The organism is Methylobacter sp., assembly GCF_036845245.1.
Classification (GTDB): Bacteria; Pseudomonadota; Gammaproteobacteria; order Methylococcales; family Methylomonadaceae; genus Methylobacter_A.
This window is the reverse complement of record NZ_DAIUEH010000044.1, coordinates 24,787-48,376: the sequence shown is the minus strand read 5'-3', so window position 1 is coordinate 48,376 and position 23,590 is coordinate 24,787. Positions and strand designations below refer to the sequence as shown.

Sequence of the window (23,590 nt, the reverse complement as noted above, 5' to 3'; positions counted from 1 at the left end):
ATAACAGGTCATACTCGATATTATATGTGCAATTCACATATTTGACCCATTACCCCGAATTGCATTATCTGCAGGATTATGTACGCCCGGTCGACAAAGCCGTCGCCGAAGCGCAGCTGCAGGTTGCCGAAGCCAAGCTTAACCTGCAGAAAGCGCGCTTGGATGCAACCGAGCTGCGGGCGCCGAGCGACGGCATGGTGTTGGAAGTGCTTCGGCAAACCGGGGACGCCACGGACAGCAGCGAGCCGGTCATATTGTTCGCCGATGTCAGCCATTTGCAGGTCCGCGCCGAACTGGATGAAAACTATGCGTTGATGCTGCGCGTCGGCCAACGCGCGACGCTGTCAGGGCGAGGGCTGGAAAGCAAAGCGATTGAAGGCGTCGTGACCCATATCAAGCCGATCATGGGCAAGAAAACCGTTTTTGCGCGGACTGCGACAGAGCGTAAGGATGTTGATGTTCGGCAGGTGTTCGTGCAATTGCCGCAAGGGACTGATTTGCCGATTGGGTTGGAGACGGATGTTGTGATTCGGGTGGGTGAGCAATAATTTTGTAATTTGTAGAGCGCAATAGCGTAGCGTATTGCGCCGCATGGATAGGCGTGAAAAGTTTCTTTCTTGTCCGAGCGACACCTTATTTAAAGCCTCTGCACCAAAATGCCATTAATCTCCTCATCCGTCAGCACAATCGGGTTAGTCCTCCTCGCTGGGCGGGGCAACATGCCCCGCTCGAAATGTTTGACGGTAATTAGGCATTTAAATGTTAGGAGCGGGGTTGCAACTCGCGCCCCGCTTGGTAAATGGCTTAACGGTAGCTCCTTCGTGCTTTTTGTTAATTAAACCCGTTACTTTGATTTTCGGTGGCTGGGGAGCAAGCGTTCATACTCATCTTTAACCGCCGCGTAGCACTCACACACTCGCTTTTCAAGTTCGCGGCGTTTCAACACGGTAATCCGACCACGTACGCGTATAATCAATTTTTCAGCTTCTAACTGACCAAGAACGAGGGACACGCTCTCCCGGCGTATACCCAAGAATTCTCCAATTCTAGCTTGCGTTATTACCACTTCATTGTCATGTAATCTATCCAAAGTCATTAACAGCCATCGGCAAATTTGCTGATCCAGATTATGATGTTGGTTGCATACTGCAACTTGAGATGTCTGAGCAAGTAACCCCTGCGTAAAAAGCAGGGCTACGTGTTGAAGTTTACCTCCTAACGAGAATTCTTGTTTCATTACTTTCCGGCTGAGTCGATAAGCATAACCTACGCTTTGCACTTCTGTGCTGGTAGGCAGGCTCTCCCCTCCCATAAAAATGGAAATACCCACTATACCCTCGTTTCCAACCAGAGCGGTTGAGCTTGTAGAACCGTTTTCCAGGGAATAGACCAGCGAAACAATGCCAGAGGTCGGGAAATGCACAAAATTTACATGGTCACCTGACTCAGATATCGTCCATCCCAATGGCAACTGAACGAGCTTGAGCTCGGGTAACAAGCGATTGTATTCAGTGGCCGAAAGGGCTGCAAGTATGAAATTTTGCTTAGGATCGGGGGAGGAATCATTTGTCATTATCGTTTGTGGCATATTTTGATTATCAAGTATGAAAATCGTCAAATTGGCGTAAGAAAGACTGCATTAATATATTAATTCATACATTTAGGCTAGCGAAACTTTGCTTCGACTATCGTTATCCTCAGCAAATGTGGATTCATCATAAATTAAGTCTAACCGCCAACGTCAGGGTCGTAGGATGTGCTGAGGTACGAAGCGCATCAATCGCGAAAGATGCGCTTCACTTTGTTCAGCACATCCTACACACGTTTTAACTCAAATCCTCTGCACCAAAATCGTATTAATCTCCTCATCTGTCAGGACAATCGGATTAGTCTGCATACTACTACCGCGACTATTAGCCACAATCATCGGAAAATCCGATTCGCTAATCCCATAGCCATTAAGTCTAGGCAATTGCAGCCGTTCGCTCCACTCGGCCAGTAGAGCAATTAAAGCCGAACGCGCCGCAGCATCATCAAGATCAGGCTTATCAGTCAGTAACCGCCCAACTTGCGCATATTTAGCCAAAGCCGGGTTTTCAGGTTCCCGCTCCTGCATGGCCTTGATATTGACTTCGGTCGCGGCGGATACCAAAGTGCCGCAGACCACGCCGTGCGGGATAGGAAAGTAAGCGCCCAACGGAGAGGCCAAGCCGTGCACCGAGCCCAGGCCGACTTGGGCCAAGGTGATGCCGGACAGCAAGGCCGCATAAGCCATCGCGCCGCGACCCTGAGCGGCGGCCGGTTCGTTGCCTTCCCAGGCGGCAAAAAAACCTTCCTTCACGGCGGTCATGCCGCTCCAGGCCAGCGCGTCGATAAAGGGGTTGGCTTTCAGCGAGACGTAGGATTCCAACAGTTGGGTGAACGCGTCCATGCCGTCGGCTGCGACCAGTTCGCGCGGGCAGCTTGATAACAAATCGGGGTCGATCACGGCGTATTCGGGGATCAAGCATTCGTCGCGGAAGGATTTCTTGAAGCCGTCCGGGCCTTGTACGCTCAGCACCGAGTTTTTGGTCGCCTCGCTGCCGGTTCCTGCGGTGGTGGGGACCGCGATAAACGGGGTGCTGGGGCCGTGATACGGGACGTTCTTGCCGACGCCTTCGAGGTGATCCATGACCGAGTTACCGTGCGGCAACAGTCCGGCTATTGCTTTGGCGGCATCGAGCACGCTGCCGCCGCCGATTGCGATAACCACGTCAACCGCTTCGCCGCGAAACTGGCTTACCGCTTGATCCACAAGCGTCGGTGACGGTTCGCCGGAAACGGTAAAATGCAGCCAGTTGATGCCTTTGCTTTCCAGCGCTTGGGTAAATGCTTGCCAGCGCGGTGTCGAGCAAAAAGACTGTTTGCCGGTCACCAGCAAAGCTTTACGGCCATAGCTCGCCGCCAGCGCCGGGACTTCATTAATACGACCGCTGCCGTAACTAATGCGCGGCAAGCGCGAGATGGAGAAGGGGGAAAATTGCATAATGTTATCCTTGAGGGAAGAGGCCGTTATAACTGATGCCTTGGCGGGGTTCCGCCATCCAGGTGGCGACGGTATCGCGCCAGGTTAAATAATGGGCAGTTTCTTTGTGGGCTGCCGCATCTTCGGCGGAAGCATAGGCTTCGTAAAGGATAAATTGGCCGGGATTTTCGGGGGATTGCAGTACGTCGAACCGGCGATTGCCGGATTCCTGGATCGAAGCTTCATGATTGATCCGTGTGGCGGCAATAAAATCATCGATATGTGCGGGGTCTACGTGAACATGAACCAAGGTAACGTGCATGGCGGCGCCTTTATGAGTTATGAATGTGGCGGATATTATACTTCAGGCAATGTAGTTTTCAGGTCTATGAAAACGAATGGAGCTTAAGCCGCATCGCTTTGTTTTGGCCTGTGGCTGCATTGCTGCGGAATAGTCTCTAAGTTATGAGATAATATATAGTATTGAACTGGGTAAGAATGGTTTTATCCATCGCTTTGGCCGAGGTGCGTCGCTACTTTTCTTCTAGTTTCCACGCACTATGACACTGCGTTAAGTTAAGCCAGCCACACCGTAGGAGCGGGCCGCGCCCGCGACATTTAGGCGGCAATTGCAAAATTGCAGCTCCTTCATCGCGGGCATGGCCCGCTCCTACAATGTTTAATGCGCTACGTGGGAACGAGAAAACTAGTATCAATTATGATCTATCAAACATCAATCGACCTGCAAATTCCCTTCCATGATGTTGACATGATGGAAGTGGTCTGGCATGGGCATTACGCCAAGTATTTTGAAATCGCACGTTGCGCGCTGCTGGACAAAATCGATTACAACTATCCGCAAATGCGCGATTCAGGCTATGCCTGGCCGGTTATCGATCTTGGCATCCGTTATGCGCAACCAGCGGTATTCGGGCAGACCATTACGGTAAAAGCGCAAATCGTCGAATGGGAAAACCGCCTGAAAATAACCTACCTGATTACCGATAAACAATCGGGCTTAAGGTTGACCAAAGGTCATAGCGTTCAGGTGGCTGTAGACTTGGTAACGCGAGAAATGTGTTTTGTCTCGCCTGCGGTGTTGTTTGAAAAGCTCGGTTTGGAGGTGTCTTGATTTTACTCAGAGCGTTGCTGTTGTATTTATTGATTCGCTCAAAATGTCGCAGCACGAAGCAGTGCCGATTAACATGCTGCGTGATTTGCAGGGCTATGAGAAATCAGGTATATGATTCCTCATATTAAATCAAAGATAACTATTTTCAGGATTATGTCATGCAAACAACCGTTACTATCGATGACCAACAGTTAAAAAGCCTGATGAGCTACACTCATGCCGATACTGAATCTGAAGCTATTTATAAAGCTATTCAAAGCTATTTGCAGCAGGCAAAGCGGCAGCAGGATTTATTAGCCTTACGTGGGCAAGCTGATATTGAGGATAACTGGCAGGCAATGCGTGATTTGGAAATCAATAAATGAGTGATGGCTTGGTTTTAGTCGATACTTGCGCCTGGATTGATTTTTTACGTTACCAGGAAGGGGAGCTAGGAAATCAAGTGGCTGTTTTAATAGAAAACAATCAAGTAGCTATAACGGGCGTGATTATTGCCGAATTGCTGCAAGGCGTTAAAACTGAAAAACAGCAGCAACAAATTAGTCTGTTAATAAATTCCGTAGCGTCTTTCCCTACACAGGAGCTTGATTGGCTAAACGCCGGATTGTTATTGCAAAAGCTTAGAAGTCGCGGTATCACTCTGCCTTTAACCGATGCGTTAATCGCTGTTATCGCTCAACGTTATCAAGCAAAAGTATTGACGATTGATAAACATTTCCAGCATTTAGCGGTTGAGTTGTATGTTTAGCAAGAGCATCACTGAATTACGCTATCGCTCTATCCCGGCTATTTTCTTAAAGACATTATTAGTGTTTTTTCTGTTACTTGATCAAAGTTACGCTGGCGATGTGTTAAGTCAAATTACCGCTAGATTGGCAAAATCGCCGATCACCCAAGGCTACTTTCACCAGCAAAAACATCTGAAGGTACTACACAAACCGATAATTTCCACAGGTACGTTTACCTATGATCAAAACAAGGGCGTTATCTGGAAAACTCTGACGCCGATTGTTTCATTACTGCTGGTTAATGAGTCGCGACTGTTGACAGGGCAGGGCGAGCAAGCGGTACCGGCGGCTTTCGGCAAGGTTTTCAAGGCCATGTTGGGCGGAGATCTGGCGGCGTTAACCGATGGTTTTACCGTCACAGGAAGCGATCAAAAAACTTCCTGGCAACTGGAGCTAACCCCAAAGGATGAGATGTTGAAAAAAATTATCAGCACGATGATGCTATCGGGCGATACTGAGCTGCATAAGCTGGAAATACGCGAAGCCAATGGCAATGTTACCGATATTGCTTTTGATAACATCACCCATCCTGCAACGTTAACCGACGAACAACAATCCGATTTTGAACGTTTATCACCCTAAACTGACCGCAGGGCTTTGGCTGGCCGGAATGCTGGTTATATGTGTTCTCGGCATTCAGGCCTTGACTAAAGACTGGCTGGAAACCGGCTTTTTAGCGCTGTTGCCGACCAATGAACAGCAACCGGAAATCGCCAACGCTATCCGGCAACATAACGAGCCTCTGAACCGGAAATTGATCTGGCTGGCGGGTGCTGGGACGTCTCAAGAAGCCATAAGTCTGGCACAAAAACTTAAACAGCAACTGGAACAGAGCAAGCTGTTTAACAAGGTGGTGCTGGAACAGCCCCAACAGCAATATATCCAGCAATACCGGCAACTGTTTCCTTATCGCTATCAGCTGTTGGATGTACATACCCAGGCAATCTTGGCGCCTGATCCCGATCAGTTACTCAGACAAAACCTGGAAATATTGAACAGTCCGATCGGGCAGATGCAGGCGGCCGATCTGGAACGCGATCCCGCGTTGATATTTAGCCGCTATTTCAGCGCGCAAAACCCGGTCAAGTTGAATCTGGAGCAGGGCATCGTCGTGTTGTCCGACCGGCAGCGGTTTTGGGCGGTGTTATTGACCGATTTGCAGGATGAAAGATTGCAGCTCGATAAGCTGGAAACATTGTCAAGTCTGGTTAACAGTGCAACGAAGCAAGTCAAAACGGCTGGCGGCGAACTGCTGGTTTCCGGCATGGCGTTGTTTACCGCGCATGGCGCTGAATCGGCCAAACAGGAGATTTCCACTGTCGGTATAGGTTCGAGTCTCGGCATTATTGTGTTGCTGTGGGTGACTTTCCGTAGCGTGCGGCCTTTGCTGTTGTCGAGTATTGCAATCGGCAGCGGCCTGTTGGCTGCGTTGGTGGTTTGCGTACTGTTTTTCAGCAAGATACATATTCTTACGCTGGTTTTCGGCGCCAGCTTGATCGGCGTCGCCGATGATTACGCGCAGCATTTTTTGTGCGACAGTTTCGGCGAAAAGGATTGGAATCCCCGAAAAGGCTTAAAGTTTATTCTGCCGGGATTGTCTTTGGGGCTCATAAGCAATTTGCTAAGTTATGCAGGCCTGGGTTTTTCGCCGTTTCCGGGCTTGCAGGAAGTGGCGTTATTTTCCGCCATCGGTTTGCTGGTTGCCTGGCTGACGGTGGTACTGCTGTTTCCGTTGCTGTTGACCGGATTCAGATTCGATCATCAGCCGGGCATACTTAAACTGACCACTTATTGGGAAGAGCGCTGGCCGCTCTGGGTTAACGACAACCGGCGCTGGCTGGGATTGATGTTGACGGTTTTTGTCGCGGGCGGCCTGTGGACGCTGAAGCCGCAGGACGACGTGCGTTTGCTGCAATCGCCACCGGCAGAGTTGCTCCGCAGCGCCGATAAAATCCGGTCTTTATTTCCGATGAGTCCTGACAACCAGTTTTTCCTGGTGTCGGGAAAGGGTCAGGCCGACTGGCATCAAAACGAGCAAAGACTGCTTAAACGACTGGACGCGTTAAAACAGCAAAAAGAGCTGACTGCTTATCAAGGCTTGAGCAGCTATTGGCCCGATGTAAACCAACAGCAGCAAAATTACCAGCTGTTAAAGCACAAGCTGTATGACTCAGGCTTGCTTGAGCGCTATATGAGCGATCTTGGTTTCGACAAGACGCCGGTGCAAGCCGAGTACAAACAATTTGCCGCAGCAGAGCACAATACGTTGGCCTTGCCGGAATGGCTGGCGACTGCCGATGAAACCAAGCAACAGTTGTGGCTGGGTTGTGACGATGGACGTTGCCAAAGCACGGTTGCGTTAATCGGCATCAACGATTTAAACGCATTAAAAGCAGTGCAGGATTTGCCTGGCGTTGTCTGGGTGGATCAGGTCGAGTCGGTATCGTCATTGTTTGCGCGCTATCGGATCAGGGCCAGCGGCTTGTTGCTGGCGGCTTTTTTCCTGGCCTCGCTAGGTTTAGGCTACAAGTTCGGCTGGCGCAACGGGGTGACCATCATGTCGGTGCCGGCTGTTTCGCTGGCGGTTTCGTTAGCCATGCTGGGCTGGTTCGATCAGTTGTTCAGTCTGTTCAACCTGTTTGCGTTATTGCTGGTACTGGGCATCGGCGTCGATTACGGACTGTTCTTTTTCATGGCCGGCGACAGGCGCGCCAGCACTTCGCTGGGGGTTACGCTGTCGGCATTAACGACCTTGCTGGCGTTCGGCTTGTTGGCGATCAGTTCCACCGAGATCGTGCATGCGTTCGGTTTTACCGTAACTGCCGGTATTGTAACGGCGCTGCTGTGCGCGCCATTGATTGGCTTAAGGAACTGACGTTAGGCAATAGATAAGAAATTTTCACCACGAAGACACGAAGGACACGAAGAAAATATATCAATCTGCTGATGCTCTAATTGATTGAATATGTGGCTTCTTGCCTAAGTTGATGCGTTTAGAGTCAGCTTTACAACATGCAGTGACATTTTAACGTGAGCGCCATAAAAACATGAAACTTCGTGCTCTTCGTGTCTTCGTGGTGTTTTTATCTGGCTTGTGTAACATTAGTTAAGGAATATAAAAAGGTAATATGACAAACCATAATAAAGGCGAAATTATCATCATCGGCGCCGGGCCGTCCGGCAGCATCACGGGTGCCTTGCTGCAAAACCAGGGCTTTCAAGTGACCATTCTGGAGCGGCAGTTGTTTCCGCGTTTCAGCATCGGCGAAAGCCTGTTGCCGCAATGCATGGAATTCATCAAGCAGGCCGGGATGATGGATGCGTTGGTTAACGCCGGTTTTCAGTATAAAAACGGTGCGTCTTTCGTATACCAAGATCAGCAAACCGAATTTTCCTTTGAAGACAAGTTTACGCCGGGCATGGGCACCACGTTCCAGGTGCAGCGCGGCCGGTTCGACAAACTGCTGGCCGATGAAGCGGTGCGCATGGGCGTTGATATACAGTGGCAAATGGAAGTGATCGCAGCCGATTTTGCCGCCGACCGGCCGGAGTTGACGGTGCGCAACAGCCGCGGCGAAGTTATGACCTACAATGCCGATTTTGTACTGGACGCCAGCGGCTTCGGGCGTATCCTACCCAAATTGCTGGATTTGGAATCGCCATCCGGGTTTCCGGTCAGGCAAGCTTTGTTCGGCCATATTGAAGACCGGATCGAGACAGGGCAATTCGACCGAAACAAAATTAGGATCACGGTCCATCCCGAGCATAAAGATGTCTGGTATTGGCTGATCCCGTTCAGCAACGGACGCAGCAGCGTCGGCGTGGTTGCGGAGCCGGAATTTCTTCAAGGCTGGGACAGTAACGATCAGGCCTTGCAGGACATTATCGGACAAGATCCCAGTTTGACCGCATTGCTTAAGGATGCTGTGTTCGATGAGAAAATCAACACCATTGTCGGCTATTCGGCCAATGTAAAAAGCTTGTACGGCAAAGGCTATGCACTATTAGGCAATGCCGGCGAGTTTTTGGACCCGGTGTTTTCATCCGGCGTTACCATTGCGATGAAGTCTGCCGCGCTGGCTGCGGATGTTTTGGTTAGGCAATTTAACGATGAAACGGTCGACTGGCAGCAGGATTACGCCGAACCTTTGCAGCGCGGCGTCAATACTTTCCGGGTGTTTGTCGATGCGTGGTATGACGGCCGTTTTCAAGACGTGATCTTTCACCCAAGGCAACAACCCGAAGTGAAGGCGATGATCAGTTCAATACTGGCCGGTTATGCCTGGGATGAAAATAATCCTTACGTTAAAAATGCCCGTTCGAGGTTGGATACCTTGGTTGAGTTATGCCGATAAGGATTTTCAGCGCTATGTTTTTACTCTGGCTGTCCAGTTGTGCGCTGATGCAGTCGGAACCTGTTACCGATAAACCTGAGCTAATGCCGATTGCGCGGCCCTTAGGTCCGGCCAGAAGGATCGTGCAGCAAATAAACGCGGTTTGGGCGGATCGGCAGGAATCCCTGTTGGCGATTCTGGAACTGGACGCAAACCATATCGCGATGGCAGGACTCAGTAATGACGGCTTGAGCCTGTTCAATTTGACCTACGACGGTCACAACGTGGTGTCCGATAAAAGTCCGTTATTGCCGGAATCGGTCAACCCGGAATTTATCATCAGCGACCTGCAACTGGTTTATTGGCCGCTTGCCGAGCTGCAAAAAATACTCCCGGCCGATTGGCGGCTGGAAGAAGTCGATAAAAAACGAATTTTAACGGTCAGCAATAACAAACAAGTTGAAGTTAATTATTTATCTTCTGATCCGGTTTGGCCGAAAGCCGTTGAATTGGTCAATTTTCGGTACAATTACCGCCTGAATATTAAAACGGTAAGTTATGAAGATCTTTCAAAATAAGCCCAATTGCAGCAAGTTGTAAATATGAATAATCAAGACATTCGCTGTCAGCAACGTTTTAATAATTTCAAACGGGCATTTTTGTTATTGCGCGAGGCAATGGAGAATGACTTGGACCAGCTCAGTCAACTGGAAAAAGAAGGCGTTATTCAACGTTTTGAATACACCTTTGAATTGGCCTGGAAAGTCCTGAAAGACAAAATGGAAAACGATGGTTTGGTATTGGATAAAATATCGCCCAAAACCATTGTTAAACAGGCTTATGCATCTAAATATATTGACGATGCCGAGACTTGGCTGAAAATGATAGGCGACCGTAATTTGATGAGCCATACCTACGACTTTCAAAAATTCGAAGCGGTGATTAAAACCATTCAAAGCGATTACCTGCCTATGCTGGATGCATGGTATCTGGAATTATTACAGGAAGCCAATGAGTCATGACGCAGTACGGCTTAAATTCAAAACAGATTGTATTACTGAAACAGATTTTTGCGCATTATCCGGAGATTGAAACGGTCAAACTGTACGGCTCGCGCGCAAAAGGCACGCATCATGCTCAAAGCGACATTGACCTGGCTGCTTTTGGCCGCGACTTGAATCGTTTTTTAATTGCGGATGTGTTGATGGCGCTAGCGGATTCCGATCTTCCTTATACGGTGGATTTGCAAGATTATCAAAGCTTAAAAAATCGCCAGTTGCTTGAATATATCGACCGGGTTGGCGTGGTCATTTATTCCAAAGAAGGCGGGATTGAACTCGCTAATGACAGAGCATGACGACCTTATATCTGAATGACTTAGGCCTGTTGTGCGCGGTCGGCAATAGCAAATCCGAGGTGTTAAAGCGGCTGCTAGCGGGAGATCGCTCGGGGTTATCGGCCAGCGATCAGTTCGGGACTCGCTGTGTTGTCGGAGCTGTTGCAGCCGATCTTCCGGAGATTGAGCCACGTTACAGCGTTTACAACTGCCGGAATAATCGTCTGTTGCTGGCCGCATTAAGCCAGATCGAACAGACCGTGAGCGACATGATGACCCGATACGGTGCCGATCGTATCGGTATTGTGCTGGGCACCAGTACTTCGGGAGTGCGCAATACCGAGCTTGCGCTGGATTATTGGGCTAAAAACGGCGTATTGCCGGATGAGTTTCATTACAAGCAGCAACAAATGGGTGCAGGGGCTGACTTCTTGGCGGATAAGCTGGGTGTTCAAGGCCCGGCTTACACGATTTCTACGGCCTGTTCCTCCAGCGGCAAGGCGTTTGCGTCGGCGCGGCGGTTAATCAGGCAGGGTATATGCGATGCGGTCATCGTCGGTGGAGCCGACAGTTTATGCGGCTTGACCGTTAATGGTTTTACCGCGCTGGAATCGATTAGTACCGGATTATGCAAACCGTTTGGTTTGCATCGTGACGGCATCAATATTGGTGAGGCGGCCAGTCTTTTTGTATTGAGTAAAGAACCCGGACCGGTGGTATTGCAAGGCATAGGCGCAACCAGCGATGCCTATCATTTTGCCGCCCCCGACCCGGACGCGACCGATGTGATCAAGGCCATGCAGATTGCGCTGGATGATGCAGGTAAAACGCCTCGGCAGATCGATTACCTGAACCTGCACGGCACTGCCACGGTATTGAATGATGCGATGGAAAGTAAAGCCGTTAATGCCTTATTTGGTTCAACGGTGGCGGCCAGTTCCAGCAAGGGCATGACCGGGCATACGCTGGGTGTTGCCGCCGCGTTGGAATTGGCTTTTTGCTGGTTGCTGCTGACGCATGACGATGAACACGGCGCATTGATTCCGAATATTAACGATGATGAGCCGGATACGGCATTGCCCGCGTTAAACCTGGTCACAAAAAGCGGAGCGTTGGGGCGCAGAATCAATACCTGTCAAAGCAACTCATTTGCGTTCGGCGGCAATAACGTGTCTATTGTGGTGGGACGGGCATGATTGAGGTTGCCGATTTGATTCCGCATACCGGCGACATGGTGTTGCTGGATCGTATCGTCGACCATGACGACCAGGGCTTGACTGCCGAACTGATGGTGCGCGGCGATGGCTTGCTGGGCGATGATGAAACGGTTCCGGCCTGGGCCGGGATTGAATATATGGCTCAAGCCGTAGCTGCGTATGCGGGCGTGATGGCAAAACAGGCTAATGAGCCGATCCGGCTGGGATTTTTGCTGGGAACCCGTCGCTATAGCAGCAATGTTGCCGCATTTAAGGTTGGTACAATGTTAATGATTCGGGTGGAAAAAATCATACAAGATGATAATTTGGGAGTTTTTGATTGCCGAATTTTGGGGGATGGTGTGGAAATTGTCGCTAATTTGAATGTTTATCAGCCACCGTTTTAGACCTTCCAGGTTTTAAAAACCTGGAAGGTCTGCATAGCGAGATAAAGTATTGGAACAACACATGAGTACATTATGAATAAAACTGTTTTAGTGACCGGCTCCAGCCGGGGCATCGGCAAGGCGATTGCGTTATATCTGGCTAAACAGGGCTTTGATTTGATCATTCATTGCCGAAGCCAACGTGGTCAGGCTGAAGAGGTCGTGGCTGAAATAGAGCAATTGGGCCGACAAGCCCGGATTTTGCAGTTCGATATTGCCGAGCGCGCCCAATGCAGCGAACAGCTCAACCAGGATATCGAAAGCCACGGCGCTTATTACGGCGTAGTGTGCAATGCCGGTATTACGGCCGACAACGCGTTTCCGTCGTTGACCGGTGAACAGTGGGACAGCGTGATTCACAGCAATCTCGACGGTTTTTATAATGTATTACAACCTGTCGTTATGCCTATGGTCAGGCGGCGCAAGCCTGGACGTATCGTCACTTTATCGTCGGTGTCCGGCTTGATGGGCAACCGCGGCCAGGTCAATTACAGTGCGGCAAAAGCCGGTATTATCGGTGCGACCAAAGCGCTGGCTTTGGAATTGGCAAAGCGCGATATCACCGTCAATTGCGTAGCGCCGGGCCTTATCGATACGGAGATGGTCAACCAATTGCCGTTGGAAGAAATCAAGAAAATGATTCCGGCGCGCAGGATAGGGAATCCCAAAGAAGTGGCGGCGGTTGTGGCTTTTTTAATGTCGGAGGATGCCGCTTACGTTACCCGGCAGGTCATTTCGGTCAATGGAGGCTTATGTTGAAACGCGTGGTGGTGACCGGTATGGCCGGAATTTCGCCGATAGGTAATAACTGGCAGCAAGTTGCCGAGCGCCTTAAAAACAAGTCGACCGGCATTTGTGTAATGCAGGACTGGGACAAGTACCAAGGCTTGAATACCCGCTTGGGCGCGCCTGCCGATTTTACCCGGCCTGAACATTATTCTCGCAAGCAGGTTCGCGGCATGGGGCGTATCGCTTTAATGGCGACTTATGCAACCGAATTGGCATTGATTGACGCCGGTTTGCTGCACGACGATTGTCTTAAAAGCGGACAGATGGGCGTTGCCTACGGTAGTTCATCGGGCAGTCCTGACGCTATCGCCGAATTCGGCAACATGCTGCTTAACCATGCCACCGGCGGTTTGAATGCAACTTCGTATATCAGGATGATGAGCCATACCGCGCCGGTCAATATCAGCCTGTTTTTTGGCATTAACGGCAGGATTTATACGACCTCAAGCGCCTGTACCTCCGGCAGTCAGGGCATCGGTTATGCTTATGAGGCGATAAAATTCGGTCAGCAAAAATTGATGGTCGCAGGTGGCGCTGAAGAACTTTCGGCTATCCAGTCGGCGGTGTTCGATACTTTATTTGCAACCAGCCTTCGTAATGAAACGCCGGATAAAAGCCCCCGGCCGTTCGATCGAGACCGCGATGGCTTGGTTATCGGCGAAGGCGCAGGTACGTTGATATTGGAAGAGCTGGAAAGTGCTTTGGCGCGCGGTGCTCATATTCATGCCGAATTAGTGGGGTTCGGAACCAATTCGGATGGATTGCATGTCACCCAGCCTAACAGTGGCAGTATGCAGGTTGCGATGCGTTTGGCCTTGCAGGATGCCAAGCTGGAAGCCTCCGCGATCGGTTACATCAGTGCGCATGGCACGGCAACCGGTCACGGCGATGTTGCCGAAAGCCAGGCGACCGTAGCAGTATTCGGCGATAAAACGCCGATCAGCGCGTTGAAAAGCTTTACAGGCCACACTCTGGGCGCTTGCGGTGCGCTGGAAGCTTGGGTGGCGGTCAATATGATGAATGAAGGCTGGTTTCATGCCACGGCCAATCTTGACAACATTGACCCTGAATGTGCCCGGCTGGACTATATTAAAGAGGATATCCGTCTGTTCGATTGCGACTATGTGATGAGTAACAATTTTGCGTTTGGCGGTATCAATACCTCTTTGATTTTTAAGCGTTGGGATGATTGACATCCCATTCAACCTGGAGAACTACAATGATAAAAAAAATATGTTTAGCCTTGGCTTTACTGGTTTTGGTCTCAGGCTGTACCACGACAGGTACGTTCAAAGTGCCGCCGGGCACTGATCTGTATGTTTATAAAAGGCCTGAGCCGGTAGATATTAAGGCAGATGGTAAAGTCACCACCAAGCCGTTTTTCTGGACGGCTGCGGGAATACCGCCGGAAGGCGGTATTCCTTACCGCTTGGAAAAAGGCGGCAAGGTTGTCAAAGAGGGTAAATTAAGGACAAAGTTCCGCACCGTTTCGATATTCTGGCCGCCGTTTGCAGCGATCTATTGGCCTATGGGATTTAATCCGGATATCACCTACGATCTGGTTAATGACAAGCAGGAATAGGACATTCGAATAACCGGGGTTATCCACATTTTCTGTGGATAACTCTGTGTATAAACTGGAAATACAGGACCTAACTATTCACTTCTAAAGCTTTTTTGTTAAATTGGTCAGATTGTAGCCAGTGCGCGATTTTCGATTAATATAACATCAACTATCAATGACTTAGGTGACGATAAGATAATTTTTGATATGTTTTTTTACAGAAAGACTGAGGTTTTTCAGTTATGCCGCTGAAACAAAAGTATATTGTATAGACCTGTGGAAAAGCTTGAGGTAGAGATTGCTTGTCAAGCTTTATTTCTTGAAATATGGCGGGATTTGATCACTGAACCAATGGGTCCGGTTTATTGCCTGCTTGATACGGGTATTTGGAGAAAGTGCTTTTATGCGGCTTCAAAAACTCTCGCAAATATAAGTTCTAGAGCGAAAGAAATGAATGTCATTGTTGCCCGGAATTGGGGGCGACCGGTAAGCAGGTCGCCCAGATAGCTCAGCTATATTAACGCGCTTTGTTGCTGTCTTTCTTTGCGGAAGTAATATTCAAATCATCCCGTTGTTAGGAATGACTTAGACAACCAGCGTGTGATAATTACCTGTTGCCGTAGTGCGGCTCAGGCAGTTAAATCATCGGGGAATAGGGAGCTTGAGCTGCTAATATTTTAATGGCGTCTGCCATTTTTACCGGCAGTAATCTCTTCAAATTTGACTTTTAACGGCTTTCCGCAATAAAGATTGCCGTCCAGCGCGGCTATCGCGGCTCTTGCTTCATGACCTTCCATTCCGATAAAGCCGAAGCCCCGGCATTTTCCGCTAAAGATATCGGAAACAAGTTGAATGGAGCGGACTTTGCCGTATTCAGAAAATAAAGCCTGTACAGTTTCTTCAGTGGCTTCGCTAGGTAAGTTTCCTACAAAAATTCGTTTCAAAAGACATGTCCTAAATAAAGGGGGTGAGTTGATTGGCCGGATGAACCGGATATGCCACAACCCCGCTTATTATCTAAGGCGGGGTTGGATGTTGGACAGTAAAGCGAGAGTTTAAGCTGCGCTTACTTGTGACGCTTGTGGGCCTTTAGGGCCTGATTCTACATCGTACTTAACTGCTTGGCCTTCGGCCAATGTACGGTAGCCGCCGTCGCTTGCGATTGCAGAAAAATGTACAAATACATCTGCGCTGCCATCGCTTGGAGAAATAAAACCAAAGCCTTTAGCTTCGTTAAACCACTTAACAGTACCTGTTGCCATATAAATTACCTATATAAATCAATGAAAATGTTTGATTGCAAATCATGCCGGGCAATTTTAAGGAGAAAAGCGAATGGAATTTCTGAAAAGTGCTGAATAACATGCAAAACTTAAATAGAAGCCTCACGTTTATATGGAGTGCCGTCTATTTAGACTTACATTATAGAGGCTAATCCCCCGTATAGCCATTGATAATTTAGAAGCTAGTATTTCTACCTACATTTAACGGGAAGATTTATTGACGGTAAACCATTAATAATGGTTTCTACGGTCGACGTTATTATGATGATTATCGTCGTCATCGTTATGTTGATGACCATAGCCGCTGTCATGGCGCTGCCGGTGTTCTTGATAATTATTGCCCTCGCGCGGTTGAGCCTTGTATTGATCATAACGGTAATGATGTGGAAAATAGTCATTCCCTTGACGATAGCCGTTATCATAGTAATTCGGTCTTTCTCCATGATGGTTTCCGTGCATAATGGCATATCCGCTGCTATAACCGGAGTTACCGGGATAATATGAATATTGTTGTGGATAATGGGCGGCACAGGCACAAGGCAGCATAAAACCGATGAGCAGCATTTTTTTAGTGATTGAATTCATTTTTTTATAGCCCATGATAGTTAACCCAGACTAAAGAATATCGTAGATCGCTGAATGCCGAATGAATCGAATCTGTCGTGTTTGCCGCTAGATAAAGCCGGTAATCACGCCGGCATAACTAAAAGGAATATTATGAAACACCATCAAGTAGTTGACGCTCGCATCACGCCCGAGGGTCGTCTGGATGTACTGTCCAAAGCAGAAGTAACCAAATTGCTCGACACCAGTCAGGGCGGATTGTACCGGCTATTTCGTAATTGCTCGCTCGCGGTATTAAACTGCGGCAGCGGCATGGATGACGGCAAAGAGTTGCTGGAACGCTATCCCGATTTTGAGATACGCGTCGTTCAGGAGCAGCGCGGTATTAAGCTGGATGTCAAGTCAGCTCCCGCCCATGCCTTTGTTGACGGCAAAATGATCAAAGGCATCAACGAACATTTATTTGCGGTGCTGCGTGACATTATCTACGTCAGTGACGAGATCAATAATAATCCGATGTTTGATTTGAATACCTCCGACGGTATCAGCAGCGCGGTGTTTCACATCTTGCGCAATGCCAAAATTCTGCGGCCGATGACCACACCGAATCTGGTCGTGTGCTGGGGCGGGCATTCAATCAGTCGCAAAGAATACGATTACAGCAAGACAGTCGGCCATGAGATGGGGCTGCGCGGCCTGGATATCTGCACAGGCTGCGGGCCGGGAGCAATGAAAGGCCCGATGAAAGGAGCTGCCATCGGTCATTCCAAGCAGCGGATAAAAAACGGCCAATATTTGGGCATAACCGAACCCGGCATCATTGCGGCCGAATCGCCTAATCCTATAGTCAATGACCTGGTGATCCTGCCGGATATCGAAAAACGCCTGGAAGCCTTTGTCCGTACCGGGCATGGTATCGTCGTGTTTCCCGGCGGCGCGGGTACGGCGGAGGAAATACTTTATATACTGGGTATCTTGCTGCATCCTGACAATGAAGGCATGCCGTTTCCGCTGATTTTTTCCGGCCCGGACAGTTCAGCCGAATATTTCAGGCAAATTGACCGCTTTATTACCGGTACCTTGGGTGAATCCGCGCAGCGGCGTTATAAAATTATTATTGATAATCCGGTGCTGGTTGCTCAACAAATGCATGCAGGCATCCAGCAGGTACGACAATTCCGTAAAGAAAAAGGCGACGCCTACTATTTCAACTGGCAACTCAAGATCGACCATGTGTTTCAACAGCCGTTTATACCTACACATGAAAACATGAGAAATCTGGCCTTGCATAAAGACCAGGAAAACCACCAGCTCGCTGCCAACTTGCGCCGGGCATTTTCCGGCATCGTGGCGGGTAATGTAAAAGACGAAGGCATACGTGCGATCGAACAATATGGTCATTTTGAAATCCATGGCGATGAAGACATCATGGCGCTGATGGATTCGTTGCTGAATTCATTTGTTGAACAGCACAGGATGAAATTGCCGGGGAAGAAATATTTGCCGTGTTATAAGATTATCAAATAATGAGCCCGTTATGAGATTAAAAGTTTTTATTCACCACGAAGACACGAAGGTCACGAAGAAATAAAACTTCGTGACCTTCGTGTCTTCGTGGTGAGGATTTTTTAAATTTCGTTTTCGTTCCCATGCAGCGCGTGAGGATAAACAGTTATCAGCATCATGAAAGTCATCCTGACCGAAAAACCGTCAGTCGCCCGCGATATAGCCAAATGCCTGAGCATCAACAACAAGCGCGACGGTTATTTTGAGGGCAACGGCTATCAAATTACCTGGGCGTTCGGGCATCTGGTCGAACTGAAAGAACCGGATGAATATAACAAAGCCTGGAAACGCTGGTCGTTGGAATCCCTGCCTATCATTCCCGAACAATTCGGCTTAAAAGCCAGGGGCGATGCCTCGGCGCAAAAACAGCTAAACACCATCAAACACTTGTTCAAGGCCGCCGACGAGATCATCTGCGCGACCGACGCGGGGAGAGAAGGGGAGTTGATTTTCAGGTACATTTTGTCCTGGGCCGAATGCGTGCACAAACCGTTTAAACGCCTGTGGATCAGCTCTTTAACCGATGAATCGATACGCAACGGTTTTGCCAAATTGCAGGACGGCCATACTTATGACGGACTTTATCGCGCCGCCAAATGCCGTAGCGAATCGGATTGGATCGTCGGCTTGAATGCGACGCGGCTATACACGCTCAAGTTCGGTCAGCAAGGCAGCTTATGGACGATAGGCCGGGTGCAAACACCGGTATTGGCGCTGATTGTGCAAAAAGACGCGGAAATCAGCAGTTTTATACCGAAAGATTTTTGGGAATTGCACACACTGTACCGCGATGCCGATTTTCAATATGTCGGAGGACGATTCGATAATAAGGCCGCCGCTGAAACCTTGCTAAGCCAAATCGCGGAGCGGGATTTCCAGGTTACCGAAGTCAAAGGCAAGAAGGAGACGCTCAGCCCGCCGTTATTATATGATCTGACCGATCTGCAAAAAGACATGAGTATCCGCTACGGCCTGACTGCCGACCAAACCTTAGGCGCCGCCCAACAGCTATACGAGAAAAAACACGTCACTTATCCGCGTACCGACAGCCGTTATTTAACTAACGATATGAAGCCGGGCATGAAGCCCTTGTTGAACAGATTACGTTCTAAATTCGACCAGCAGATTGAGCCGCTCGATCTCGACAAACTGACGCTGAGCAGCCGCATATTCAACGACGCCAAAGTCAGCGATCACCATGCGATTATCCCGACGACCGCATTGCCGGGTTCGCTATCGGGCCATGAAGCTAAAGTCTACGAAGCCATAGCCCAACGCTTTATTGCAGTATTTTATCCGCCTTGCATCAAGCAAATCACGACTGTGTTGGGCAGTATTGTGGGAGAGACTTTAGTCTCGACAAGCCCGGCTAAAGCCGCTCCCACAATAAATTTTAAAACCACCGGCACGATTATCGAATCGCCCGGCTGGCAAGTCTTATATAAAAACGATTCGTTAAGTCGATCCGATAAAGAATCAAAAATCCTGCCCAACTTCGTCAAAGGCGAAACCGGCCCGCAGCAGCCGTCGATAAACCAGGGTAAAACCACGCCGCCGAAACCGTATAACGAAGCCAGCTTGCTGAGCATTATGGAATCGGCCGGTAAAACCTGCGATGACGAACAACTCAAGGAAGCGTTAAAAGAAAAAGGTCTCGGCACGCCGGCAACCAGGGCTTCGATTATCGAAGTGTTAATCAAGCGGAACTACATACAGCGGCAAAAAAAGACCCTGATCAGTACCGAATCGGGGCGGCATTTGATCTCCATCATCGCCGACGATCGCTTGAAGTCTGCGGCGATGACCGGCGAATGGGAAGCTAAACTCAAAAAGATAGAACACAACGCTTACGATCCCGATCAATTCATGGCCGAAATCATCCGGTTCACCCAAAAAATCAAAGACGAATCGGATCGGCCGCTTTACGACCAAAGCCGTTTGGGCGACTGCCCGTTATGCGGACATCCTGTTATTGAAGGCCGAAAAGGCTACGGTTGCAGCGACTGGAAAGCCGGTTGTCAATTTGTGTTATGGAAACAAATGTATGGCGTACCAGTTACTCGGGACATGGCCTGTCAATTATTACAAAACGCCCGGACCCTGCACAGCTACGCAATCAAGCTGAACGATGAAGTCTTCAATGCTCAATTGACGCTAAATAGACAAGGCGAAACAGGTTATGTCAAAGCCGAGTCAGCGCAGCGGTCTGTCGTAAAAGAAGCCATTGCCGACTGTCCGCTGTGCAACGGCAAAATCATTGAAACGCCAAAAGCCTATAGTTGCAGCGAATGGCGCAACGGCTGCAAAATGGCGATCTGGAAAACCGTCGCGCATAAAAAAATTACCGTAGCGATGGCTAAAAAATTACTTAACAAGGGTGAGACGGGCGTGCTAAAAGGCTTTAAATCCGGCACAGGCGCAGAGTTTGAAGCTAACCTGAAATTGATCGACGGTAAAGTTGAAATGGCTTTTGGCGAGCGTTAATAGCTCGGTAAAACCAATTGCAATTTTGGCTTTTCTGTTTTTAAACAGCTTCGGAAGGGGCGGTGTAATATATACTTATTGCATATCAACAACGGTATCTTCTCTTTTTTTACCGACCAGAAAGAGGCGATATAAAACCGAGCGTTGAAGTTATAAAAAATAGGAGCTATCCATGGATAAATCAACTGCTGTCGATAACGGCCCATTCTCTAAAGACGCGATAATGGGTCCTGCCTATCTTGCTACCCATAAGTTACTGCCGATTGTCGGCATAGGCGCCTCCGCCGGCGGACTTGAAGCGCTCGAACACTTCTTCAGTCATATGCCCGATAACATGGGCGTCGCTTTCGTCGTCATTCAACATCTCGACCCCAGCCAAAAAGGCATGATGCCCGAATTGTTGCAACGCATTACGGCGATGACGGTATTGGAAGCCCAAAATCGTATGAAAATAAAACCGGATTGCATTTATATAAATCCCCCGAATAAAGAGTTATCCATACTGCACGGCACGCTTTATTCGCTTGATCCGGCTGCGCCGCGCGGATTACGCCTGCCGATAGATACTTTTTTCTGTAGCTTGGCCGAAGACCGGCGCGACCAAAGTATCGGCATATTGCTTTCGGGCATGGGTTCGGACGGCACGATGGGCCTGCGCGCGATCAAGAAAAAGTCCGGCCTGGTCATGGTGCAAGACCCTACAGAAGCCAAGTTCGACAGTATGCCGCGCAGTGTGATCAATGCCAACTTAGCCGACATTATCGGCACTGCGGCAGAACTGGCTACTCATATCAGCAATTATTTCCAGCGCTCATCCAAAGATATTTTGGCCAGCTCAGGACAGATATTGGAAGACAGCTCTCTGAGCAATCTGGAAAAAATTATCGTTCTGCTACGCGTCCGGACCGGCAATGATTTTTCGTTATATAAAAAAAGCATGCTTTATCGCCGTATTGAACGGCGTATGGGGCTGCATCAGCTCGAACATATCTCCACTTACATCCATTATTTACGCGAAAACCCGCAAGAGCAGGATTTATTATTCAAAGAGTTATTAATCGGTGTTTCCAGCTTTTTCCGCACCCCGGCGATATGGAGCACTCTAATGACTGAGGTCATACCCGAGCTACTGACAAACTATCCTGGCGGCAAGATAATAAGAGCCTGGGTACCTGCCTGTTCCACCGGAGAGGAGGCCTATACGCTGGCGATGACTTTTATCGAAGCGATCGAACAAGCCAAGCCTGAGGCGCGCTACTCGTTACAGATTTTTGCTACCGATCTTGACGCGGATGCGATAGCTCATGCACGTCAGGGGATATACTCGGCCCATAGCGTTGCCGATGTTTCACCGGAGCGCCTGGCCCGCTACTTTAGCGTCGAAAACAACGGCTATCGGGTAAAAAATGAAATTTGCGAAATGATTATTTTTGCGCAGCATAATATTATCAATGACCCGCCGTTTACCCGGTTGGACATAATAAGTTGCCGTAACCTGCTCATTTATTTTTCCGTTGAGTTACAGGAAAAACTGTTGCCGTTGTTTCATTATGTGCTAAACCCCCATGGCTTGCTGTTACTGGGTTCAGCCGAAAGTACCGGTAATTGCGGTTATCTTTTTACGCCGTTGGCGGCCAAAGCGCGTATCTACCGCCGTATTGACAATCCTTTACCGAAACCTGAAGTGGATTTTCCGAATAAACATTTTACCGCTGTGCCTGCGGTCAGGCCGACGGCTGATCATGCCAGCCTGCAACAACTGATGGATCAATTGCTGCTTACTCACTATGTCCCGGCAGCGGTGCTGGTTAACGCCGATGGCGATATCCTTTATTTTAGCGGCCATACCAGCAAGTATCTGGAGCCTTCTACCGGAAAAGCCAATCTGAACATCTACGCGATGGCGCGCGACGGCTTGCGCCAAGCAATGACAGGGTCGATCCGTCTGGCGTTGCAGAGCAATAAAGCAGTACGCCTGGACGGTCTGCAAATAACCGGCGAAAGCGGTAAGGTGCATACCGTTAATGTGATTGTGCAAGCGATCGACCAGGTGCAGGCATTGCACGGCAAGGTCATTATCGTGTTTACCGATATCGCGACAGCACGCACCCGCAAACGTCTTGCCCAGCTATCGCAGCCCGAGGCGCTGCAACAAGCCCAGCTGGAAATACAGACTTTGCGCGATGAAATATTTTTCTTGCGGGAAGAAATCAAAGCCAGCCATAAAGAACGCCAAGCGGCCATACAGGAAATGCTGATTTCCAAGGAAGAAATGCAATCAGTGAACGAGGAAATGCTGACTGTGAATGCGGAGCTGCAAGCCAAACTGGATACCTTGCAGTGGGCCAACAACGATATGCAGAACCTGCTTAACAGCACCGAAATTGCCACGGTGTTCCTGAACAACAAATTGCATTTGCGGCGTTTTACCGACCATACCACGCAGATATTCAGACTGTTGCCGCAAGACGAGGGACGGCCGTTATCCGATATTACGACCGATCTGGACTATCCTTTGTTGCAACAGGACGCGATAGAGGTATTACGTACGCTGATAGTTTCGGATAAACAAATCCAGACTCACGATTCACGCTGGTTTGATGTGCGCATCATGCCTTACCGGACAATGGATAATGTAATCGATGGCGTAGTCATTACCTTTGTTGACATTAGTCTCGCCAAAAACCTTGAGTTGGCACTGAATGAACACGCGATTGTAGCGATTACCGACCGGAAAGGCTTGATTACCTATGCAAATGACAAGTTCTGCGCGATCTCCAAGTATTCGCGCGCAGAGCTGATCGGACAGGACCACCGCATTATCAATTCGGGCTACCACCCAAAGGAATTCATGCTCAATTTGTGGCACACCATTGCACATGGGCATATCTGGAAGGGAGAAATCCGTAATCGCGCCAAAGACGGTTCTCTTTATTGGGTGGATACCACCATCGTTCCTTTTTTAAACGCGAGAGGCAAACCTTATCAGTATGTTGCTATTCGTACCGTTATTACGAAACATAAGAAGGAAGCCGGATTTATACGGCAGGAAAACTCAGGCGCAGATAATATTTCCAATTCCGGAATTTATTTATAGTGTCTAA

The 23,590-nt window shown here is 49.0% G+C and carries 24 protein-coding genes; 18 read left to right on the top strand and 6 right to left on the bottom strand.

All coding sequences use genetic code 11. From position 1 onward, the window contains the following. Positions 1–548 (top strand): efflux RND transporter periplasmic adaptor subunit (locus tag V7051_RS18075; RefSeq protein ID WP_333877269.1); only part of this gene is annotated, 548 nt, incomplete at its 5' end. 296 nt (positions 549–844) lie between these two features. Here the strand turns inward: V7051_RS18075 and V7051_RS18070 are convergent. From V7051_RS18070 to V7051_RS18060, 3 genes are all read right to left on the bottom strand, one after another. Continuing rightward, complete coding sequence (locus tag V7051_RS18070) at positions 845–1,573, bottom strand: Crp/Fnr family transcriptional regulator (RefSeq protein WP_333877267.1); 729 nt, start codon at positions 1,571–1,573, stop codon at positions 845–847. A 258-nt stretch (positions 1,574–1,831) separates the two neighbouring features. After that, the gene (locus V7051_RS18065) at positions 1,832–3,025 is read right to left on the bottom strand and encodes an iron-containing alcohol dehydrogenase (RefSeq protein ID WP_333877264.1); all 1,194 of its coding nucleotides are present in this window, start codon (positions 3,023–3,025) and stop codon (positions 1,832–1,834) included. A 4-nt stretch (positions 3,026–3,029) separates the two neighbouring features. Beyond that, positions 3,030–3,326: an antibiotic biosynthesis monooxygenase gene (locus tag V7051_RS18060; protein ID WP_333877262.1), complete on the bottom strand. Its 297-nt coding sequence runs from the start codon at positions 3,324–3,326 to the stop codon at positions 3,030–3,032. A 396-nt stretch (positions 3,327–3,722) separates the two neighbouring features. Between V7051_RS18060 and V7051_RS18055 the strand changes: the two genes are divergently transcribed. The 14 genes from V7051_RS18055 to V7051_RS17990 all read left to right on the top strand — a co-directional run bounded on the left by V7051_RS18055 (position 3,723) and on the right by V7051_RS17990 (position 14,607). Further along, the gene (locus V7051_RS18055) at positions 3,723–4,136 is read left to right on the top strand and encodes an acyl-CoA thioesterase (protein ID WP_333877260.1); all 414 of its coding nucleotides are present in this window, start codon (positions 3,723–3,725) and stop codon (positions 4,134–4,136) included. Positions 4,137–4,294: 158 nt separating this feature from the next. Then, positions 4,295–4,501 (top strand): type II toxin-antitoxin system VapB family antitoxin, encoded by a 207-nt coding sequence (locus V7051_RS18050; RefSeq protein ID WP_333877258.1) that lies wholly within the window; start codon positions 4,295–4,297, stop codon positions 4,499–4,501. Then, entirely contained in the window at positions 4,498–4,884 is a 387-nt protein-coding gene (vapC, locus tag V7051_RS18045; protein ID WP_333877256.1) for a type II toxin-antitoxin system VapC family toxin, read from the top strand. Before V7051_RS18050 ends, vapC begins: the two co-directional genes overlap by 4 nt. Further along, entirely contained in the window at positions 4,877–5,506 is a 630-nt protein-coding gene (locus V7051_RS18040) for a LolA family protein (RefSeq protein ID WP_333877255.1), read from the top strand. The genes vapC and V7051_RS18040 overlap by 8 nt, the downstream gene beginning before the upstream one ends. After that, on the top strand, positions 5,487–7,799 hold the full coding sequence (locus tag V7051_RS18035; RefSeq protein ID WP_333877254.1) for an MMPL family transporter: 2,313 nt from the start codon (positions 5,487–5,489) through the stop codon (positions 7,797–7,799). The genes V7051_RS18040 and V7051_RS18035 overlap by 20 nt, the downstream gene beginning before the upstream one ends. A 253-nt stretch (positions 7,800–8,052) precedes the next feature. Further along, positions 8,053–9,279: an NAD(P)/FAD-dependent oxidoreductase gene (locus V7051_RS18030; protein ID WP_333877252.1), complete on the top strand. Its 1,227-nt coding sequence runs from the start codon at positions 8,053–8,055 to the stop codon at positions 9,277–9,279. A 14-nt stretch (positions 9,280–9,293) separates the two neighbouring features. Then, entirely contained in the window at positions 9,294–9,836 is a 543-nt protein-coding gene (locus V7051_RS18025; RefSeq protein ID WP_333877250.1) for a DUF3261 domain-containing protein, read from the top strand. A 24-nt stretch (positions 9,837–9,860) separates the two neighbouring features. Next, the gene (locus tag V7051_RS18020) at positions 9,861–10,280 is read left to right on the top strand and encodes a nucleotidyltransferase substrate binding protein (protein WP_333877248.1); all 420 of its coding nucleotides are present in this window, start codon (positions 9,861–9,863) and stop codon (positions 10,278–10,280) included. After that, positions 10,277–10,615, top strand: a complete 339-nt coding sequence (locus tag V7051_RS18015) for a nucleotidyltransferase domain-containing protein (RefSeq protein ID WP_333877247.1) — start codon at positions 10,277–10,279, stop codon at positions 10,613–10,615. The genes V7051_RS18020 and V7051_RS18015 overlap by 4 nt, the downstream gene beginning before the upstream one ends. Further along, positions 10,612–11,790, top strand: a complete 1,179-nt coding sequence (locus tag V7051_RS18010) for a beta-ketoacyl-[acyl-carrier-protein] synthase family protein (RefSeq protein ID WP_333877245.1) — start codon at positions 10,612–10,614, stop codon at positions 11,788–11,790. The genes V7051_RS18015 and V7051_RS18010 overlap by 4 nt, the downstream gene beginning before the upstream one ends. Further along, positions 11,787–12,197: a hotdog family protein gene (locus V7051_RS18005; protein ID WP_333877243.1), complete on the top strand. Its 411-nt coding sequence runs from the start codon at positions 11,787–11,789 to the stop codon at positions 12,195–12,197. Before V7051_RS18010 ends, V7051_RS18005 begins: the two co-directional genes overlap by 4 nt. Before the next feature lie 72 nt (positions 12,198–12,269). Then, a complete protein-coding gene (gene fabG, locus V7051_RS18000; protein ID WP_333877242.1) occupies positions 12,270–12,995 on the top strand; it encodes a 3-oxoacyl-ACP reductase FabG in 726 nt (241 codons plus the stop codon). After that, entirely contained in the window at positions 12,989–14,218 is a 1,230-nt protein-coding gene (locus V7051_RS17995; RefSeq protein ID WP_333877240.1) for a beta-ketoacyl-ACP synthase, read from the top strand. Before fabG ends, V7051_RS17995 begins: the two co-directional genes overlap by 7 nt. A 26-nt stretch (positions 14,219–14,244) precedes the next feature. Then, complete coding sequence (locus V7051_RS17990; protein ID WP_333877238.1) at positions 14,245–14,607, top strand: hypothetical protein; 363 nt, start codon at positions 14,245–14,247, stop codon at positions 14,605–14,607. 659 nt (positions 14,608–15,266) lie between these two features. Here V7051_RS17990 and V7051_RS17985 read toward each other — a convergent pair. The 3 genes from V7051_RS17985 to V7051_RS17975 form a co-directional block, all read right to left on the bottom strand. After that, positions 15,267–15,533 carry an RNA recognition motif domain-containing protein gene (locus tag V7051_RS17985; RefSeq protein WP_333877236.1) on the bottom strand — a complete coding sequence of 89 codons (267 nt, stop codon included), beginning with the start codon at positions 15,531–15,533 and terminating at the stop codon, positions 15,267–15,269. A gap of 111 nt (positions 15,534–15,644) precedes the next feature. Further along, positions 15,645–15,851, bottom strand: a complete 207-nt coding sequence (locus V7051_RS17980) for a cold-shock protein (RefSeq protein WP_006892427.1) — start codon at positions 15,849–15,851, stop codon at positions 15,645–15,647. A gap of 252 nt (positions 15,852–16,103) precedes the next feature. Continuing rightward, entirely contained in the window at positions 16,104–16,457 is a 354-nt protein-coding gene (locus V7051_RS17975) for a hypothetical protein (RefSeq protein ID WP_333877232.1), read from the bottom strand. A gap of 132 nt (positions 16,458–16,589) precedes the next feature. Between V7051_RS17975 and ppnN the strand changes: the two genes are divergently transcribed. The 3 genes from ppnN (at position 16,590) to V7051_RS17960 (ending at position 23,583) form a co-directional block, all read left to right on the top strand. Next, complete coding sequence (gene ppnN, locus V7051_RS17970; protein WP_333877230.1) at positions 16,590–17,963, top strand: nucleotide 5'-monophosphate nucleosidase PpnN; 1,374 nt, start codon at positions 16,590–16,592, stop codon at positions 17,961–17,963. A gap of 156 nt (positions 17,964–18,119) precedes the next feature. Next, entirely contained in the window at positions 18,120–20,486 is a 2,367-nt protein-coding gene (locus tag V7051_RS17965; protein ID WP_333877228.1) for a type IA DNA topoisomerase, read from the top strand. A gap of 172 nt (positions 20,487–20,658) precedes the next feature. Continuing rightward, positions 20,659–23,583, top strand: a complete 2,925-nt coding sequence (locus tag V7051_RS17960) for a chemotaxis protein CheB (RefSeq protein ID WP_333877226.1) — start codon at positions 20,659–20,661, stop codon at positions 23,581–23,583. The last annotated feature ends 7 nt before the right edge of the window (positions 23,584–23,590 follow it).